We start from the raw sequence: 18,870 nt of genomic DNA on the forward strand, positions 1-18,870 counted from the left end.
CGGCTTGACTCGGCAGCGAAGCCAAATAGAAGCTGCGCTGTTTCAAATGGGGATCGGCTAGCTGGATCCTGAGCACGCTATCAGCCCTAACCAACACCTGATTCAAATAAACGTTGCCCTAGCCCATGCCTTCCACCTAACGAGGACTAGCGCGAGCGCACCCTACGTAGTCATCGAATCATCTCAGTGCCATCAACTCCATACAAAATCTTGCCTTCTACTACAGATCGCCACGCCGCCCGCTCGGGATACTTCAACTCATCATCTCGTAGCCTCTTGCGTGCATGAGCTTTGAATTCGGCCATAGGGCAGTAGGCGGTAATGAGCGACTCCTCTTTAGGAAAACCATATGCCTGGCCATTGGTTGAATCCCAACTGCTGCTAAAGAACTGAAGCGCGAAGCGATCAAGGCTTGGCTCGTTGGCTTTCATGAAGCCAAAGACCTTAGGGCACGCTTTAGGAGCTAGACGCGACAGCGTCCACAATATGAAACCCGCACGGTTCTTATCCAGAAGGTTTCCCCTCCTCGCCGCCTCGGTCACATTGGCCGCGAAACCCGCAATGATGTTGTCCTTTAGATCGGCTGCAAATTCAAACTCAGCCCCATGCCTGTTGCGGGTATCCAGATAACTTCGCCTCAGAATTTCTGCCGCGCAAGTGAGCGCTTCGGGATCGGTCACCGTAGTTTTGATGACGGAAGTAAAGTCTGCCCCCTTGTGGGCATCGGTAAGCATTCTGATCTTCTGCAGCGCCAGATCCTCGACTCCGGCACTGAAAAATAGCTTAGCTTCATTGCGCTCTACAAAAATTGGCGTGTCCACCAGCCGGGCTATCGAAACACAGGTGTCTTCGATATCGTCTATCTCATCCGCCGGAAGTGACGAGCCGACCTCACCAACCATATCGACGAACTCAACACAGTTTTCTAGGCTCAAGCCAGAAACGATCTCATCCCTCTGTCCGGATCGCTGAAGGTACTGGCGAGCGGCTTTGATGCTCACATCCCCATCCGTGACGCTAAGCTGCAATGCGACGATCAAGCGCGATGGGTGCGATATGACGCCCTCTGCATAACTGCCTGCTCCAAGCGAACGGCTTTTCTCAGCCACTGCCACCGCAGGAAAGAGGAAGTGAACGACCTTCTTCACGGCCGCATCCGTGCAAGCATCGTAGGCGCGCTTGCGATCCTCCACCCCGGCATCAATGAGTGCTTGGGTATCCCCGAGCTCATAAGCATCAGCGGAGAGTCGCCCCACAAACAGTCGAGGTTGTTTTTTCAAAAGCTCAAACACTGTGGGCGCTTTCACGGAAAGAGCTGCCATACCCAAAATGTCTGCGAATACGATTTCCCCCCGCAGAAGCGGCTCCATGAGACGCACAGCATTGAACACCCGAGCGACGTCCCGAGGTTGATCAAGCAACTCGCGCAGGCCCGAGTGATAGAGGAAGCCTAAACGTTTGTTCTGATCCTCAAAATGATTGCCTAACGCTTCGGAGTCCAACGCTGCCAAGGCATTCTCAAACAACCTGGCGCGGGCCGCCAATGACAAATTAGGGAGCGGCATTCTCACCTGCACAATCTTGTCCAGATATGACGCTGCATGCGGAACGTTCAAGTTATGGAGGGCGCGGCTGATGTATGCCGCGTCCCAGGCCACCACATAGCCCACCTGCGATAACCCGCCAACCGCCTTGATGATCCTGATCATCTCGAAAACTTCGGAAGGGAACAGACGGTCGGTGTCGTCAATGAAAACGATAACGGGACGATCAAATTTTTTTAAAGCGTCGTCCACCCTCTGCTTATACGCCTCAATATCTGGGGTTTTGTACTCTGAGACTGATCCAGTGGCTTCTCCGGCGGCCTCCACCACCGATTTGAACAGTGACGCCCATGGCTCAGCTCCCGGCATAAATTTCACGAAGTCGAAAACCTTCGCATAAGCCTTCAATTCTTTGGCGACTTTTTTGCCATCTCGGGCATGGTCACTGAGCTTGATGGCATTGGCAATGCTAGAGAGGAACTGCCGAAGCAACGCATCTTTATCCCCAATCAACCATGGATTGAAGTGAACGATGACGGGCGCAACCTCGGGCTCTTCTTTATCCAGCAATGCCTGGATCATCGCGAGCGTAGAACTTTTCCCGCTCCCCCACGGGCCTTCAATGGATAAGACGAAGCCGGCGGAACCCGATACCTTCTCAAGGGCGGAAGCGGCGATGGCTGCGAATCCCTCACGTCCCAACTGATCACGATCCAGAGCAGTGTCTGGATGAAGAGGTAGGTCGAAGTCGATATCAGCCCTGCGACCAGTTTTATTCTCACGAGCGGATTTCTTCCCCATTACAGCTCCTTATCAAATCCGGATTAGCTTTATCTTACGCACCCCAAGCACAGGCTTATGGAAGGAAAGTTTTCATGAAGGTGCGGATGATGCCACGCGTCACCGTTGACGCCTGCCCCAGTCATTCAAAGGGCCTGAAGACCTAGCATGAGGCGAGGCTTGCCGCCACAAAGCCTCAAGAATCAGCCAGAGCCCAGGTGCGGCTCATTCATCACGTCAGCTTTCGGCCTAGGCGCTTCAAAAATTGCACTCAATAGTTGCATATTGACATTACTTTCTTAATATACCCCGCTCTCCTCTTCCTCCTTCGGGGTGCCACATGCTCGACCGATTGAAAAAAGACCCATCCGAGGTTCACGAACTTCTGCTCAGACAGCAGCTTGTAGAGCATGAGCCGACTCGCGCGGCTTTTCTCGCCGAACACGGTGATCTGATGAGCGTGGCCGCTGGCGAGCCATTGGTAACCATCGGAGAATTCGAAAGTGATGTGTATTTCATACTCATTGGCGAAACAAAAATCCATGTAGGAAAACACGTCATCAGCGAATCTTTCGGCGCAGGTAATCACATCGGTGAGATTGCAGCGCTGCAGGTGGTCGCACGCTCTGCCACGGTGACAGCTTTAGACGAGGTGATCGTCTTGAGATTGGGGAAAACAGATTTTAAGGAATTCTTGACGCAGTTTCCTGGGGCAGGTCTTGCGTTAGCCAAGGATCTCGCTGGCCGACTTGAAACTCGCAACGCCAACATCATCAAACCTGGCAAGAAACACCGTATCTTTGCGATTTCCTCATCCGAAGCGCTCGACGTCGCGCATACCGGCTATGACGCTATCCATCACGGAGATATCTTCGAGTATGCGCCGTGGACTGCAGAGGTTTTTAAGCTTGGGAACTATCCCATGGAAGACCTTGAGGCAGAGCTCATGAAAGCGGATTTTGCTATTGCCATCGCCCAAGGCGATGACATAGTTGAATCACGCAAGGCGCATTCTGCCGCTCCACGAGACAACGTGATTTTCGAACTTGGCTTATTCATTGGTGTGCTTGGCCGAAAAAGAACCATTTTAATGGCTCCTACAAAGATGGACATCAAGCTGCCAACAGACATAAGCGGTATCACCATCGTTCGATACGACACTGACATCGTAAAAAACCCAGCCAGCGCAGCGAGTGCTTGGCGTCAGGTCACCAAACATTTCCGGGGATTGATAAAATGACCCCCAAAGAGCGAGCAGAAATCACTCAAGCGGCAACGCAGGGTTTGAATAGAGCCATACGTAACTGGAACCAAGTAGGCTCCCAGATGCGCAAGGCTATGGTGTTGGATAGCATCTCCAGCGAAGCCTACGCAGTAAACGAAAGCGTGATCCCAGGCCACCCCTTTGTCGACGAGGAAAAGCCAGAGGTGGATGAATTTGTTGCATTGGTGGTCGACATGCGCAAATCGTCCGAGCGTCTCAAAACACGCGCAAGCTTTCCTGGAATCGAAGACGGGTTCCAGCGCGTCTATTACGAAACGTCGGCTCTACTTCCGGCCTTGGCCCAGACCGCCCTGCACAAGGACGGTCATGTAACCGAGTATCTCGGAGACGGTGTCTTGATTCTGTTCAGGGTCGACACAGATGATCGCCCAAAAACGATCAAGGCTGCCTACAACGCGGCCGCAAGGTGTGTTGATATAAGCAGAAAAATCGTCAACGACCTTCTTTTCGAAAGGTTCAAGCTACCAAGCCTAGATATAGGTGCCGGCCTCTCCCTGAGCAAGGCGATGGTGACCATGGTGGGGCTCCCCGGCAGCATGCAACCCAAAGCTATCGGGCAATGCGTGTGGGAAGCATCGAAGCTCAGCGCCGGCTACAACCGCGTAAATGTGTCTGAAGATTTGAAAACCGCTTGGCCATCGGTAAAGGGCGGGAGTTTGAAATTTACTCGCCTGGACTCACACAAATATTCCGTGCCTGGCTTCGAGGTACGTAAAGCGGGCTAGCTCAGCATGAGATGCAGGCTCAATTTACTAAAACGCTCATGGGGAGACAAAGCCCCTTGTGCCCGTTTTCGCTCATCATAGATGATAAAGATGAAAGCAACATTCAAGGCGATTCTTCCGAACAACAATGAGGTAGAAGCGCAGCCTTACGGCGATCGCTAATACGGCACGGACAAAATTACCCCCGACATCGCTTTCGAGGATGGCATACCGCTCAGAGGGGAAGATCGGAGGTTGCGCGAGCACGTTGCTGGAAACGTCGACAGCGCTTTCAGAGGCACGACGGCGACTTCCAGTATCAACTCCGGGTTTGGTCAGGGAGCAGCGGCTTGGGCCCAACTGGGGGGCTGGGTCTACCATATAAATCGAGCGCAAGGCTGGGACACTGAAAAAGAGCTGCTGGGGAGGATTCCACAGTTGGGTCTCTTCACTGGATTAACTCATAATTAAAATGTGATCCGACACCATATTCGACCTGGACGCTGATGCTGCCCTGAGCCCTATGCCGCTTCTTGTTCGAACAAACCCTCTCCATCATCTTGTTAAAACTGCTGACAACCCTCACCCCCCGCCCTCAAAGTACGAACATAATGACGGGAGAGCACTACTCACCACAAGCGGCACTTTAGAGCCTGCTTATCACTGAACTAAAAAGTTCTAACGTGTTTTCCCTCTAGCGCTCTGAGGACGCTTGTAAGCTCATACCTGGCAATTTTTTTACCGCGAAAGCAAACTGGTAGATCACCTGCTTCACTTGAACTTTTAGACGCTTCATCTTCTGCCAAATAACGCAATCGGTTAAGAATCAAACTAGAGAACGCTCGCAAGGACTCCTGCTGACTAAGCAGCTGCTCATCGGATTTTAGCCAAGATTTTAGCTCTTCCAAATCTGACGCAGAGTACAAAATATAGAAATCTGTAGATTCTGCCTGTTTCGCTGCTATCAAATTTCTTGACCAGCGGCGATTATTCGTTCTATTTTTATAAATGCCCCTAACCAACATGATGAAGCCAAAGCTATACAGAAGCAACATTAGCGCGATAAATCCAATACTCATCATATTGGGATAGGTGTAACCTTGCTCCGTCACCAAAGTAACGTTTAGGATCTTCCTTGCAGACCATTCGATCAGATATCCAAAAGGTACGGTCAGAGTCATGAAAACCACAATACCGCCAACAACCTTCCCGACACCCAAGAAATTTTTTATATTAGCAAGACGAAAAATCAACTTTACGAGATCGGTCGGCCCTATCCGCTTCCCGTAAGTCCGAACCATATAGGGAAAACAGATTGAGCCAAGCATTGCAAAAACACATAGCAATAAACCTACAGTGACCCATCCTTGCATATCTGATTTTTTAATCAGATCCAGGAGTTTTGTGAATAGAAAAAAACCGACAAGTATCAGCGGGAGAAATGTGATAACGACAGGAGGCATTACCCCTCGAATCATTTCCCGCCTCTTGGTGGCATCACTGTGGTCTGGAGCAAGTAATCGGGTTCGCTCCAATACCCACTTCGGTATGATATCTATAAACGATGAAACCAACTTACTTATTATCTGAAATCGTTGACGAATCTTGTTACTGCGCTCTACCACAAAGTTTGCCCCCAGAAGCTCAGGCAGTCTTGCAGCCAACGCCTCGATGCTGAGTTGTGAAGCGCGAGTTTCAGCCTGTATGACCTCATCAGAAAGCGCCTCCATCACTTGTTCCTGAATTTCGTTAGGCAAGTCCGGAGCGAACACGGCTAATCTGAACGCATGCGCACACTCGGCTCTGGTTCCCTCACGAAATGCAGTACTCAGATAGCTCAAAAGATTTTTTTGAGGCAGCAACCCGCCAAGTCGTAGAACCTGACACCGATCCTCGACATCACCACTGCTCCAACGAGGCTCTAGAAATCTTCCGACGGCAGCCGAGAGCTCTAAAGGAACATGTTGTAACCTTCGCGCTAACCCCTCCTGTAACAAAGCCAACAATGGTACCGCCGGCTCTTGATGCCAATCGTAGAAGGTGACCGAGGAAGGTAGAGGAGCAACGGATTTCCAAGCAGGAACCTGACGTATCGCGCGCTCATCTATAAATGTCCGCGCAGTTTCGAGCAAACCTTGAATTTCGCTAAATTCGCAGATTTGCAACAGCGTTACTGCGTACTCACGCCAGCGGGCTCAGTTAATAGATTTTCTGGAGAAATGACTTTAGGATTTTTCGCTAGATACCCCACGAACAAAGCCTCTTGATATCGCCGATGGGCGAATGCAAACCGACGATCCCCGTTTGCAGCATTAGGTACATCTGCCCTGCCAATTTTGCAGTCCACCAGCGCAAGTACGAGTCGCTCAATCGACTTTGTAGGCACTTCATCATCAGGTAGGTGCGCTTTGATTTGGTCAAGCGTTGGCGCCAGACTAAGATTTTCATTTTCTGCAAACAACCGTGCAAGGCGCTCTGCACCTCGCACTAATTCTTCGGCAGTAAACCGATACTTTAGTAGCAAATGTTCAGGCTCTCTACTTGCCAACCTGTCAATATGCCTTAATAGTATGTCATGATCATTACTAGGTGCACGATTCTCGTCCCTTACATACCGACATAACAGCGTTAAGAACAGAGGAGTGGAGCCGGTACTGCTATGCGAGCCCGCAAGGTGCTGGCGAACTAATTTCAGACGACCTTCTGGCAAAAGTGAGTTCTGTATCAACTCATCTTGCTTTTCCCCGCTCAAAGGCAATATCCTCAGTTTCTTCCAAGGCAGAGCTTCAGGCCCTTTGAACTCACGGGACGCAAGAATCCCTTTGCACTCACCCATCCCATCCAAAAATTGCCGGATGGCCTCCGAATATTGCTTTATGACGGTACTGCCTATTGCGGAGTGGAGAACCGCCGGGATCTCGTCAAATGAGTCAAACAAAAAAAGCCAAATACCTCGATTGCAGTAATCATCCCAGTTCTCACGAACATAGGACGAGGTGTCGGCGTCTCCACGACGAATATTCTCCAGTACAAATTTTCTAACATCATTCGCTGAAACGCTTGAAGAATATCCCTCTTCCATCTCCCGCAAGTTTATGTAGAGCGGTACGATTGCGTCTTTATCATTCGTTTTTTCCCATGCTCTGCAATTTGCATAGCTAGGTGGCGGAGTGCAACGCTTTTTCCGGATCCTGGCTCCCCGACCAACTGAAGTGCACGCTCAGCGCTGGATGTTATGGCCCGTACGAGGGACGGTTCTTTACGCAGTCCGAAAGATTTCTTTCTTCTCAACCGATCCCACGCACTTGCGTAATAACCGCCCTCGATTTCAACTTCAGCTTCAAGATCAGTAAAGTTATGGTCATTCCAGTTCTCCGCCGTCGACAACTGGACGAGATCTCTAATCATAACATTGCAGAACTGCTTACGCCGCTTGACCCTGTATTTATTATCCGCACTCAAAAGTATGGGCAATCCGCTCGACTTGTAAGCAGTCACCAACTTAACCAACAGCTCTATTGTCTTATTTACAGTTCTTAATATCGTGGCTGCTGCTGCTGCGAATACCAAAACCAGCAGGAGAGCTAAGACAAGCCAATGCCATAAATCTCTCGACTCGTTTGAATTTAACAATGTACTGATGATCTGAAATGCGTAATCGAGCCCTTTTTCTCCCAGGGCTGCTGCCTCTTTACTATCTGCCACCTAAAGCTCCGTGCCTATATAATCAACTGAATTTTAAGTTAATCCTGCAGCTTACTATTACCGATCTCATCTGCTGCGGCCATACACACCCATTCGGGGGCCCACGTCCTGCCACGTCCGGGGAAGACTTCCCAAGACTGGATGATCAAAAAGATGAACTGAGACAGATTTCGCTTTTACCACGCGCCACATAGCACATTGGCATCACACGAAATGATGAGGCCGGCGACGTCTGTTGGCAAGGAGATCTATCTTGGTATCGCTTTTTGTCGTGGCGACTTTAACCTCGACAGGGGATGAATCGATAAATCGTCCGCAAGCACCGGGTGCCAGACAGAGTTGACCCATTTTGTCTTGTTACCCGGCGGGTCAGAGCCGACGTCACATCGGAGCTAACACACCATCGTCACAGCGCAATGCATACCTGGTATCAGATGGGCCCGATGACCGGACGATCGCACAAAGGCTTAAACAACGCTGCGTTCAACGCGACCATTGGCACCGCTATTCTCTTGGCGCGGATGACAGATCCGGCTAATAATGCCATTCGGCCAGCAACAATTTTTCAGGGTTGAATATTTATGGCAAGGAAGAAGGCTGGCAACTCTGCCGGCACCGGCGTTCTGATCATGTTTGCGCTGCTCATTGGCGCGTTGGCATCGATCCCGAAGAACGCATGGATAGCAATTGCTGTGGTGACTTCTGTCGGAGTCATTCTCTGGTTATTGGCCCGCCGGGCCAGGCGTCAACGAGATAACACGCCTGTTATTTATGGCTCAGGTAACGGTAACGACCGAGACGACTCGAATCACGCTCTCAAAGCCTTCCGAAGCCCTCAAAAAATGCAGACAGAATCAGAATTCTTTACTGTCCAGCTGGGCTCAACTACATCTCCCTCTTTCAAGATCCCAGCCCCTACCTCACCCATTGCTGACGCACGCTGGGTGCCATATGGGGAGTCAGTTACCGTTGGCGATTTCTTGATACCTGATGGCATGCTCTATATAGGAAGCCAGCTCGGTGATTACGGCACAGCTGAGCCGTCTCTCATCAATCCGAAGCTTAGGGTCTCCAAGTCGTACATCGACGTCCAAGAACGGCTGATGTCCTACTGGCCAAGCTACGACTCGATCTCTCCAGAGGCGCGGCGGGGTTATCTGCAATGGTTGGCTGGCGGTCGTGTTGACCCCGTTGCCGACACCGGCTACGTCTTCTTGTTTTTCTACGGGCTCGAACGTCGAGCATTGATTGACGCTCCGGCTGATCCAGAAGCAACAGCAGAAATCCCGCTGATCATCGACGAGGTGAAACGCCTACTGGAGATATACGGTGAGAATCGCTCGTTCAAAGGCTACGCCACTGGACTCCTCAGCCACATTGGCGGCACTGCTACCGACCCCAATACGTACTTAGGCCGTCCACCCGAGGTTGTCTCAAACTCATACGAGATGCCATTGCCACTTCGGATTGGCTTGGGCCAACACGCTGCAAACAAACATCCGGTGGATGTTGATTGGAGCTTGGCATGGGCGCTTGCGGATCCCAACATCGGCAAACGTACTCCTGTGACACGTTGCAGTGATGTGTTTGCAACGCTGTTCAAGGTTCGCTTCGCCAGTTTTCACCCCACCGGGTTGATACTTCCACAGAACAAGACCAAGCTCAAAGCGAGCTATCGACCGGCGTCCGCTGCACTGCGCATACCCGCAACCAACATTGATGACCTGCCTGACGTCATGGCAACGTCGGGTACGCGCAAGATCCTGCAACGTCTTGTGGATGTTTGTACTACGGAGCTTGAGCCCTACAGTCGCTACCTGGGACGCAACCCCAACGGCGCTGAAACGCTGGAAGGGTTGCTACAGCTTCCTGTGATGCTGTGGCCAGCGTCGGCTCGTACAGAACTGGATGATCTTGAAAGCAGGATCGCGGATGACCTGATCGTCATGAGCTTTGGCGAGCTTGCCGGCCGTTTCAAAAGCGCCGGTGCGTTGTCGCGCGACAAAGTATTGGGTCTCGCTCGTGCCTTGGAATCTCGTCACATCGGCATGGAACCAGATGTACTTGCAGGTAGCAAGACACCGAAGGCTGAGGACAAGATTGCCTTGTTCGTGACTCATCCCGAAGACGGCGCTTTGCGAGCATCCGATGCCTACAACGCGGCATCAGTCACTTTGGATCTGGCGAGTGCGGTTGCATCTGCTGATGGGGACACCTCGCCCGAGGAAGTATCGCTGCTTTCGCAGCACATCGATTCCTGGAGCCATCTGAGCGTTGCTCATCAGAAGCGCCTCAAAGCTCATCTACAAATTCAGCTACAGCAACCTCCTACGCTCGCCAGTTTGAAAAAGCGCCTAGATCCGTTACCTGAAGACGCGAGACGAACGATCGCCCGTTTCCTCGCTCACCTTGCGCAGGCGGACGGTGTCGTTAGTCCATCCGAGGTCAAGCTGCTGGAGCGTGTCTATAAAACGCTGCAGCTAGATACCCAGCTGCTTTATAGCGATCTTCATGGGGCTGCGGCAGGTGCGGCAAGCATTTCAGGCCGTGCTTCCACCTCGACAACGCCAAAGACAGCACCCGCGAAATCACCACAATCACCTCAAGCCTTTGCGCTCGACCACGACCGGATCGCGCAACTGCAACAAGAGACCGCCGCCGTTTCAGCGTTACTGGCCCAAGTCTTTACCGATGAGGAACCGGGCGATTCAATTACCAAACAGGACAGCGAGTCTGGCCAGTCTCAGCTGCAGGCAGCTGATCAACCATCGTCGGAAAGCGAAAAAAGCAAGCCTACGAACGAGCCGAGCGCTGACATCTCCGGATTGGACTTGGAGCATTCAGCGTTCCTGCGCCTCCTGGTGTCTCGAACAGAGTGGAGTCGCTCCGAGCTTGAAGCAGCCGCCAGCGACATGGAACTGATGCTGGATGGCGCGCTGGAACAAATCAACGACATGGCCTTTGACCGGTTCAACATGCCCGTCACTGAAGGCGATGACCCCGTCGAAATTAACGCAGACATTCTGGAAGAATTAGCCCTATGAGCGCTATCAGAGCAAAGGATCGCGACGCGGTCATCCAATCCCTTCGCGCTGGTGTTGTCCCGCGCGTAGGGCAGCACTTGATTCAGGTTGGCCGGGCTGGTGAGCTCGATGCATTGATCAAGGATGTGGATCGTTTGGCGGATAGCGGTTCCGCGTTTCGAGTGGTGATTGGCGAATACGGAGCGGGGAAAACGTTTTTCCTGAACCTTGTAAGAGCCATCGCCATGGAGCGAAAGCTCGTCACCATGCATGCTGACTTGAACCCTGATCGTCGCTTGCATGCCACTGGAGGACAGGCGCGTTCGCTCTACTCCGAGTTGGCAAAGAACATGTCGACTCGCACTAAGCCAGATGGCGGTGCAATGCAGGGTATCGTCGAGAAATTTATCTCTCAGGCGAAGACCGAAGCCAAAGCCGCAGGCACTGATAGCGAGACCGTGATTCGCCAGCACCTCAGTGAGCTGACCGAGATGGTCAACGGCTACGACTTTGCCGAAGCGATTGCGGCCTACTGCAGGGGCTTTGACGAGGGTAATGAGCAGCTGAAGGCCGATGCGATACGCTGGCTACGTGGCGAGTTCACGACCAAGACCGATGCTCGGGCAGCGCTGGGCGTTCGGACGATCATTGACGACGCCTCGGTGTACGACCAGCTCAAATTGCTTTCCCGCTTTGTACGACTTGCAGGGTTTGGCGGGCTGATGATTTGTCTGGACGAATTGGTCAATCTTTACAAGCTCGCCAATACGCAAGCGCGCAACGCCAACTACGAACAAATTCTGCGAATCCTGAATGACTCCCTTCAAGGTTCATCCGAGGGACTGGGCTTTGTCTTGGGCGGCACCCCCGAGTTTTTGATGGACACTCGCCGTGGGCTGTTCAGCTACCCAGCCCTTCAGTCGCGGCTTGCAGAAAACTCCTTCGCAAAGACGGGTCTCGTTGACCTCTCTGGCCCTGTTATTCGCCTCACCAGCCTGACGCCTGAAGACTTTTATGTCCTGCTGCAGAAGCTGCGTCATGTGTACGCAGGCGGTGAACCAGAAAAGTACCTGCTTCCTGACGAAGCGCTGCCGCTGTTCATGGCCCACTGCAACCAGCGAATGGGAGAAGCGTACTTCCGGACTCCACGCACCACGATCACCGCCTTCATCAATCTGTTAGCGATCCTTGAGCAAAATCCTGGCTCTGACTGGAAGACCTTGCTGGGTGCGGTCGAAGTCATCAAAGACTCCGGCGGTGAGGAAGACACCAAGGTTGATGCGGATGACGAACTTGCCACCTTCAAGCTCTGACTCCTCAGGTTTTGAGCTGCTTGAAACCCGGATCCAGCGATGGATCTGGGCTGAGGGCTGGACATCACTAAGGGACGCGCAGGAGCGCGCAGTGCCCGTTCTCGTGGATGCTGATCAGGACGTCATCATTGCAGCGGCGACTGCTGCTGGTAAGACAGAAGCGGCGTTTCTGCCCATTCTGACCAACCTTCTCAATCGTAATGATCCGCCAGGCTCGGTACTGTACATCAGCCCTTTGAAGGCGTTGATCAACGACCAATGGGGCAGACTTAGCCAGCTCTGTGAGCAGTTGGAGGTGCCGGTCGTTGCGTGGCATGGCGACATTTCCTCCAGCAGGAAGCATCGATTCCTCAAATCGTCTGAAGGTGTGCTGCTGATAACCCCGGAGTCGCTGGAAGCTCTTTTTGTTAATCGTGGTTCCAGCCTAGGTGGAGTCTTTCAAAACCTTCGTTACATCGTCGTGGATGAACTGCATGCGTTTATTGGCAGCGAACGAGGTAAACAGCTCCAGTCGCTGATGCATCGAGTCGAATTAGTTGTGGGTCGAAAGCTTCCCCGGGTCGGCCTGTCCGCCACGCTCGGAGATATGCGGCTTGGCTCTGAGTTTCTGCGTCCAGGAGCTTCTGAAAACGTCACTATCATCGAGTCGAAGCACTCCAACCAAGAGCTTCAAGTGCAGGTGCGTGGCTACATTCAGCCACTGATGAGCCAAGTCCAGAAGCCCAAACTCCCCTCCTCTGAGATCCCGGCTGAAGAACAGGCGGTAGAGTCGACAGAGAGCAAAGTCGAAGACGATGACAAATCGAGCCCGGACTTCGCGATCGCGGATCATTTGTACAAAGTTTTGCGTGGCAGCAACAACCTCATATTCCCCAACAGCCGCACCCAGGTGGAATGGTACGCGGATCAGCTCCGTCGACGGTGCGAGCAGGATGGTGTGCCTAACGAGTTTTGGCCACACCACGGTAGCCTGTCCAAAGACCTGAGAGAGCAAGCGGAGCATGCACTCAAGGAAGGCGGTCACGCGGCTTCGGCAGTGTGCACCACCACCCTTGAGCTGGGCATTGATATCGGGAGCATCAAGACGGTCGCGCAGATTGGATCGCCGCCTTCGGTTGCAAGCCTACGTCAGCGTTTAGGTCGATCAGGAAGGCGCCCGGGTGAGAAGGCGACCTTGCGGGCATATTGCAAAGAGTCCCCCCTCACTGACGACTCCAGCCTGTCTGATCAGCTCCGGCAAGGGCTGGTACAGACCATTGCGATGATTCGGTTGCTGATCAAGGGATGGTTCGAACCTCCCCGAGCTCAGGGTCTGCATGCCTCGACTCTGGTGCAGCAAACCCTTTCCATTATCGCGCAATGTGGCGGCGCGCCGGCTGGCGAGCTCTGGAAAAGCTTGATCGCAGAAGGCGCGTTCCCCAACGTTGAAAATTCCGATTTCATTGGGCTGCTCAAATCTCTCGGGGAGCACGAACTCATCGTTCAGGACAGTTCTGGACTGCTATTGCCAGGTACAGTCGGGGAGCGCCTGATCAACCACTATGAGTTCTATAGCGCGTTCACCAGCGATGAAGAATTTCGGCTTGTTTGTGACGGTAAAGCGCTCGGTTCGGTACCCGTCAGCCGCCCACTCACTAAAGATCAGCGCATCATTTTTGGTGGTCGAAGGTGGCAGGTCAGAGACGTAGATCTGCAAGCCAAAGTGATTGTCGTCTCTGCAGCGCGGGGAGGCGCCCCGCCTCATTTTGACGGACTGGGTGCCATGGTGCATGACACGGTTCGGCAGGAAATGAGAACGGTTTTGGCTGAAACCACGCCATGCCCGTTTATTGATTCGGGCGCCCAGGAGTTGCTGGCTGAAGCCCGTAAGATTTTCAGTGCGCTGGGGCTTGGGGATCGTTATCTGATCGAGGCCGGCGGCAAGTGTTATCTGGTCAGCTGGCTAGGCGATTACGCTAACGACGCTCTGCGATTGCTTCTGAATCATGTCGGCACATCGTGCGACAACGCTGGACTGTTCATGGAGATCGGCGGCGGTATCGAGCAGGCAAAGCAAGCGCTTGGCGACGTAGGCAAGCTCGATGGCCGTGACTTGCAGTCGATTCTCGCGAACGTTGAAAACATGCAGCGAGAGAAATGGGATTGGGCGCTGCCCCGTCCTTTGCTGATGAAGTCATATGCGTCGATCTCGCTCGACCTAGATACTGCGATCGCTTTTGCGCGCGGCATCGGGGATTGAAACCATGATTCAAGGGGGGTGAATCGCTTCACCACTCGTTTTTTTTCAGTTGTCGACATTCACAGCTTCAGCGCTTGCGCCGAACAGGATAAGGGCATATCTTGTGTTTCAGATCATAGATAAACACTACATAATGTGTTTATAACGGTGATCTGCTTTGACAAGGGTTGTGAGTTCTCATTAATGCAGGGGATTTTGCAATGACCGATCGACGCCCAATCAACAAAGACGTTAACGTTCCCAAACCAGGTGGCGGCGTGCAGCCGCGTTCCCGCAATCAAGATGGTCAGATCCGCGACAAACGTAATGACGCAGGCAAGCCACGCAGTAAATAGATCTGGAAACCATGCCTGGTAGTCCGCATCAAATGCCAGGCAGCTTTTCTTCCGCACACATCTGCGAAACCTTCACGGCTTTCTCGCTTCGCCTCATCTGCGTCTAAATTTCCTCTTGGCCTGACAGCACATACCGCTAACAAGCACGAAACTGATCGCACGCCCCGTTGTAGGACTGCAATGCACCTGCCTGGGCCAATGCAACTCGGAAACAGAGTCGGAGCCGATCATCGAGGCGCTTTGAAGCCCTAAACTGTTCAGCGCATCACGGGGGCGTAATGCACCGCTCCGGCCAACTGCGCCCAATCCCATCCTAGCAGCGACTTCAGCGTCAAGGCCTACGTAGTAATACGAGCATCTCGAAAGTTAAATGCTGATTATCATCAACCCGCATTCGTGCCGAATACCCAACAACAATTCCGGTGCTAACCATGACTCTGTCCATCCGTAGCAAAGTCGTTGTGCTTTGCGTCGCTCCTGCTCTGCTGCTCGCTTTCATGATCGCTGGCCTCTCTGTCATGCTCCTTCAGCAGACAGCCGACGATCAGGTAAACGACACCCGCACCACGCTCATTGCCAGCCGTAAAAGCGCCTTGGAACACTCCGTCCAAGTGGCACAGAGCGCTATTGCATCCATCTACGACGCATCAGCTCCGGGAGACTTATCCGCTCGCGACAAAGCCATCAGCGTGCTCAAGCAATTGCGGTATGGAACGGACGGCTATTATTTTGGATACGACGCCGACAGCGTCAGGGTCTTCTGGGCTGACAAAGACGTCAAAATCGGCGAGAGCTTCCGCGACTTCCGGGATCCTGACGGCGTCCCGGTGATCAACGAACTGGTTCGCGTTGCCAAGGAAGGATCGCACTATCAGAGCTACCGCTTCCCTGTCCCGAACAGCGATAAGGTCGTGCCTAAGATCGGCTATGCGATGTATCTGGAAAAGTGGAATTTGATGATTGGGACGGCAGTGAACCTAGATGACATCGACGCCCAGGTTGCCCAAGTGACCGAGGAACTGAAATCACGTCGCTCCGAATTGGTGTGGCAAATCCTCGCACTCAGTATTGTCGCCTCCGTTCTTTTGGCCCTCCTAGCCGCCTGGCAGGTGAAAAGGCTTTTCTCGCCGCTTCTTCAGCTTCGAATGCAGCTTGATAACATTGCTTCGGGCGATGGTGATCTGACACGTCGCCTTCCGATTGCTGCCGACGATGAGCTGGGGCAGCTCGCCCAGGCGTTCAATCGTTTCGTAGACAAGATTCACGGTTTGATCGGCAATGTTGCCGGCATGACGTACCGCCTGAATAACCTGGTCACGGATGTAACGGATCAGGCTCAGAGATCAGAAAGAGCGATGGATCTTCAGCGTCAGGAGACTGATCAAGTCGCCACCGCTATCAACGAGATGTCCACCGCTGCTCTGCAGGTTGCGCAGAACGCCCAGGAAGCAGCCCAAGCTGCAAACCAGGCGCAAGATGAAGGCGCTGCTGCGGAACAGATTGTGAACGACAGCGTGGACAGCGTTAATGGGTTGGTAGCAAACCTGAACACCAGCGGTGTGTCGCTGACACAGCTTCAGACGGAAGTCGACGCGATCGCAGGCGTCCTGGCGGTCATCCGCTCAATCGCAGAGCAAACCAATTTACTCGCGCTCAATGCCGCGATCGAAGCTGCTCGCGCAGGCGAAGCTGGGCGTGGATTTGCCGTCGTGGCTGATGAAGTTCGCGCGCTCGCAAGCCGCACGCAAGAAAGCACCAAAGAAATCCACGGAATGATCGGAAGGCTAGAAGCAGGTACCGTCAATACTGTCAGCGCAATGAAGCAATCCGGCGAAGCTGGCAGCAAGACTCGCGATCAGGCAGTGCGCGCAATGACGTCGCTGGAGGCTATCGCTACCCTCATCTCAACCATCAACTCTATGAACGCGCAAATTGCCAGCGCCGCCGAGCAGCAAACCGCTGTCTCGGAAGAAATCAATCGAAGCGTGCAGCAAATTGCCGTTTCCATCGAGACGGTTGCACAAGACACTCAAAGAGGAGCCGATACAGCACGCGAGCTTTCTTCACTGAGCTCTGATTTGGACGCTGCTATCAAGCAATTCAGGATTTGACTGGAGCCTGTGGTCTAGTTGGAGTCGACCTTCACCACTACCAAAACCGCTAGGCGAATGTCTAAGGCAGCCCGCTCGTGGGGAAAGGGTGAAATGCCTGAAGGCTGTCGCTCGAGGGTCACAATGCAATTATCAGCCGGGAGCTTTCCGGGAGTATTTCTACGAATTCGTCTTTCTTGAGGAGTATAGAAATGGGTCATTATCGCGAACAACGAGATCGCCTCAACGAGCGCGTGGCGATGCTTGCAAGATTGGGAGACCAAGCAATGCAATCAAAGCCCGGCTCGCTTGAGCATCTTCTGCTGGTCAAAGTTATGGACGTATTCTGGTCTGCAAATAATCATATGAATGAAGAACTGGACAAGCTCCATGCCACTGGCGTGGATCAAACCATCTATCCAGATACAGTCGATGAATAGTGCTTTGGCACCGCGTTGGCAACTCCTAATCGAGCATCACCCCGCACTCATCAACCAAAAAGCGCACACATATGACCCCACCATCAATTCCGACGTGGCAGTCCTTTGAGGATCTTGTCCGGCGCATCCTTGAGGCGAACAACTTCCAAATCTTGCGCAACAGCATCCGAGGTGATGCAGGATTTGACCTAAAGGGTCACTTTGGAGGTGAGCGATGGGCTATTGAGGTAAAGTACTACCGCACCGCTCGGGCGCAGCCAACACTCATCGATACGGCGGCTGCACGCCTAGCTATCAACAGCTTCGAGGCGCAATTCACAAACGCAATTCTGATAGTGTCGTGCGTCCTTGCGAAGGACGTGAGGCAGGCGCTTGAAGAGAAACATGGCATCAACGTGGTGGATCAGGGTGACCTGCGATCCTGGTGCTCAGCATCCCCCGAGCTCATCGGAGAACTGGATGCACTGTTAGAGACAGATCCTAGCGAGCCACAAGCGTCACTACCGAAACGCGGCAGCCCAATAGTAAGCAGCAAACCACGCAGATATACACGCCGAGAGGCTGACACTCAGGGTACTGAGCTGTGTCTTGAGCTTAAAAGCTTATCGAAGGGCAAATCGTCATGGGCCAAGTACGAAAAGGTCTGCGAAAGGATTTTGAAATATTTGTTCCTCAACGATCTCCACGGCTGGCATTCGCAAAAACGGACGGATGATGGGCTGAATCGTTATGACTACGTCTGTCGCGTAAGACCGACGACCGAATTCTGGAAATTCATCATTGATCACCTCGACAGCCGATACGTGCTCTTTGAATTCAAAAATTACGCGGGGAAAATCAAACAAGGCCAAATCCTCACAACCGAAAAATATCTGCTGGAGCGCGGCCTTCGGCGCGTAGCCATCATCATGACTAGGGTGGGGGCTGAGGATCACGCAGTTGCAATGACGCAAGGCGCTATGCGAGAACACGGTAAGTTGATGCTCATCCTCAATGATGAAAAGGTCTGTGAAATGCTCCATATGAAGGAGCGCGGCGAGGATCCGACAGACTGTTTATTTGAAATCGCCGATGATTTTTTGCTAAAGCTTCCCAGATAATTCCAGGAACTGGAAAGCGCATGGCTGCAGGTGATTGGCAGGTACGTCGAACAGTGGAAAAGGGTCGCCACGGGGGCGACTGCGTAATTGCATGGACTTGACCACTCATTTGCATTGCCACTGACCAACCGTTTGCATTCGACATGACCGGAGTACGCAGTCGTGACGACAGGCAGAAAACGGCCAGAAGCTGCCTGCCGAACAGTCGCCCAATCTGATCCCTCCATGCAGCACCTTGCTCAGATACCTACCCAGTGATGTGCAATCAATATTCTCTACGTCAACTTCCTGAAAGGAGCTGGCGTGGATCGA

Annotated in this window: 11 protein-coding genes and 2 pseudogenes; 9 read left to right on the forward strand and 4 right to left on the reverse strand. The window is 52.7% G+C overall.

What is annotated here, in order from left to right; genetic code table 11:
• Positions 1 to 170: 170 nt before the first annotated feature.
• Positions 171 to 2,345, reverse strand: a complete 2,175-nt coding sequence (locus AB4N84_RS29140) for a KAP family P-loop NTPase fold protein (RefSeq protein WP_460044419.1) — start codon at positions 2,343 to 2,345, stop codon at positions 171 to 173.
• 319 nt (positions 2,346 to 2,664) lie between these two features.
• Between AB4N84_RS29140 and AB4N84_RS29145 the strand changes: the two genes are divergently transcribed.
• Positions 2,665 to 3,564 carry a TIR domain-containing protein gene (locus AB4N84_RS29145; RefSeq protein ID WP_460044421.1) on the forward strand — a complete coding sequence of 300 codons (900 nt, stop codon included), beginning with the start codon at positions 2,665 to 2,667 and terminating at the stop codon, positions 3,562 to 3,564.
• Complete coding sequence (locus AB4N84_RS29150; protein ID WP_460044422.1) at positions 3,561 to 4,334, forward strand: hypothetical protein; 774 nt, start codon at positions 3,561 to 3,563, stop codon at positions 4,332 to 4,334. The genes AB4N84_RS29145 and AB4N84_RS29150 overlap by 4 nt, the downstream gene beginning before the upstream one ends.
• A 647-nt stretch (positions 4,335 to 4,981) precedes the next feature.
• Here AB4N84_RS29150 and AB4N84_RS29155 read toward each other — a convergent pair.
• The 3 genes from AB4N84_RS29155 to AB4N84_RS29165 are packed head-to-tail and all read right to left on the reverse strand — an operon-like array spanning position 4,982 to position 8,018.
• Positions 4,982 to 6,478 (reverse strand): hypothetical protein, encoded by a 1,497-nt coding sequence (locus AB4N84_RS29155; protein ID WP_460044423.1) that lies wholly within the window; start codon positions 6,476 to 6,478, stop codon positions 4,982 to 4,984.
• A gap of 5 nt (positions 6,479 to 6,483) precedes the next feature.
• A complete protein-coding gene (locus AB4N84_RS29160; protein WP_460044425.1) occupies positions 6,484 to 7,395 on the reverse strand; it encodes an NACHT domain-containing protein in 912 nt (303 codons plus the stop codon).
• A gap of 11 nt (positions 7,396 to 7,406) precedes the next feature.
• Positions 7,407 to 8,018: a hypothetical protein gene (locus tag AB4N84_RS29165; RefSeq protein ID WP_460044426.1), complete on the reverse strand. Its 612-nt coding sequence runs from the start codon at positions 8,016 to 8,018 to the stop codon at positions 7,407 to 7,409.
• 581 nt (positions 8,019 to 8,599) lie between these two features.
• Between AB4N84_RS29165 and AB4N84_RS29170 the strand changes: the two genes are divergently transcribed.
• The 7 genes and pseudogenes from AB4N84_RS29170 (at position 8,600) to AB4N84_RS29200 (ending at position 18,558) form a co-directional block, all read left to right on the forward strand.
• Positions 8,600 to 11,062, forward strand: a complete 2,463-nt coding sequence (locus tag AB4N84_RS29170) for a tellurite resistance TerB family protein (RefSeq protein WP_460044428.1) — start codon at positions 8,600 to 8,602, stop codon at positions 11,060 to 11,062.
• Positions 11,059 to 12,354 carry an ATP-binding protein gene (locus tag AB4N84_RS29175; RefSeq protein WP_460044429.1) on the forward strand — a complete coding sequence of 432 codons (1,296 nt, stop codon included), beginning with the start codon at positions 11,059 to 11,061 and terminating at the stop codon, positions 12,352 to 12,354. The genes AB4N84_RS29170 and AB4N84_RS29175 overlap by 4 nt, the downstream gene beginning before the upstream one ends.
• The gene (locus AB4N84_RS29180) at positions 12,326 to 14,593 is read left to right on the forward strand and encodes a DEAD/DEAH box helicase (protein ID WP_460044431.1); all 2,268 of its coding nucleotides are present in this window, start codon (positions 12,326 to 12,328) and stop codon (positions 14,591 to 14,593) included. The genes AB4N84_RS29175 and AB4N84_RS29180 overlap by 29 nt, the downstream gene beginning before the upstream one ends.
• Before the next feature lie 853 nt (positions 14,594 to 15,446).
• Positions 15,447 to 16,133: pseudogene (locus AB4N84_RS29185) on the forward strand (cache domain-containing protein); the annotation flags it as partial.
• A 312-nt stretch (positions 16,134 to 16,445) separates the two neighbouring features.
• Positions 16,446 to 17,039, forward strand: a pseudogene (locus tag AB4N84_RS29190) (methyl-accepting chemotaxis protein); the annotation flags it as partial.
• A 191-nt stretch (positions 17,040 to 17,230) separates the two neighbouring features.
• On the forward strand, positions 17,231 to 17,458 hold the full coding sequence (locus AB4N84_RS29195; RefSeq protein WP_460044432.1) for a hypothetical protein: 228 nt from the start codon (positions 17,231 to 17,233) through the stop codon (positions 17,456 to 17,458).
• Positions 17,459 to 17,529: 71 nt separating this feature from the next.
• Entirely contained in the window at positions 17,530 to 18,558 is a 1,029-nt protein-coding gene (locus tag AB4N84_RS29200) for a restriction endonuclease (RefSeq protein WP_460044433.1), read from the forward strand.
• Positions 18,559 to 18,870: the final 312 nt, after the last annotated feature.

Source organism: Pseudomonas sp. S2_H01, assembly GCF_054668305.1.

Excerpts from the sequence above, each read along its gene's own strand:
- AB4N84_RS29140 (WP_460044419.1), bottom strand. The coding sequence starts at position 2,345 with ATGGGGAAGAAATCCGCTCGTGAGAATAAAACTGGTCGCAGGGCTGAT.
- AB4N84_RS29145 (WP_460044421.1), top strand. The coding sequence starts at position 2,665 with ATGCTCGACCGATTGAAAAAAGACCCATCCGAGGTTCACGAACTTCTG.
- AB4N84_RS29150 (WP_460044422.1), top strand. The coding sequence starts at position 3,561 with ATGACCCCCAAAGAGCGAGCAGAAATCACTCAAGCGGCAACGCAGGGT.
- AB4N84_RS29160 (WP_460044425.1), bottom strand. The coding sequence starts at position 7,395 with ATGGAAGAGGGATATTCTTCAAGCGTTTCAGCGAATGATGTTAGAAAA.
- AB4N84_RS29170 (WP_460044428.1), top strand. The coding sequence starts at position 8,600 with ATGGCAAGGAAGAAGGCTGGCAACTCTGCCGGCACCGGCGTTCTGATC.
- AB4N84_RS29175 (WP_460044429.1), top strand. The coding sequence starts at position 11,059 with ATGAGCGCTATCAGAGCAAAGGATCGCGACGCGGTCATCCAATCCCTT.
- AB4N84_RS29180 (WP_460044431.1), top strand. The coding sequence starts at position 12,326 with ATGACGAACTTGCCACCTTCAAGCTCTGACTCCTCAGGTTTTGAGCTG.
- AB4N84_RS29195 (WP_460044432.1), top strand. The coding sequence starts at position 17,231 with ATGGGTCATTATCGCGAACAACGAGATCGCCTCAACGAGCGCGTGGCG.
- AB4N84_RS29200 (WP_460044433.1), top strand. The coding sequence starts at position 17,530 with ATGACCCCACCATCAATTCCGACGTGGCAGTCCTTTGAGGATCTTGTC.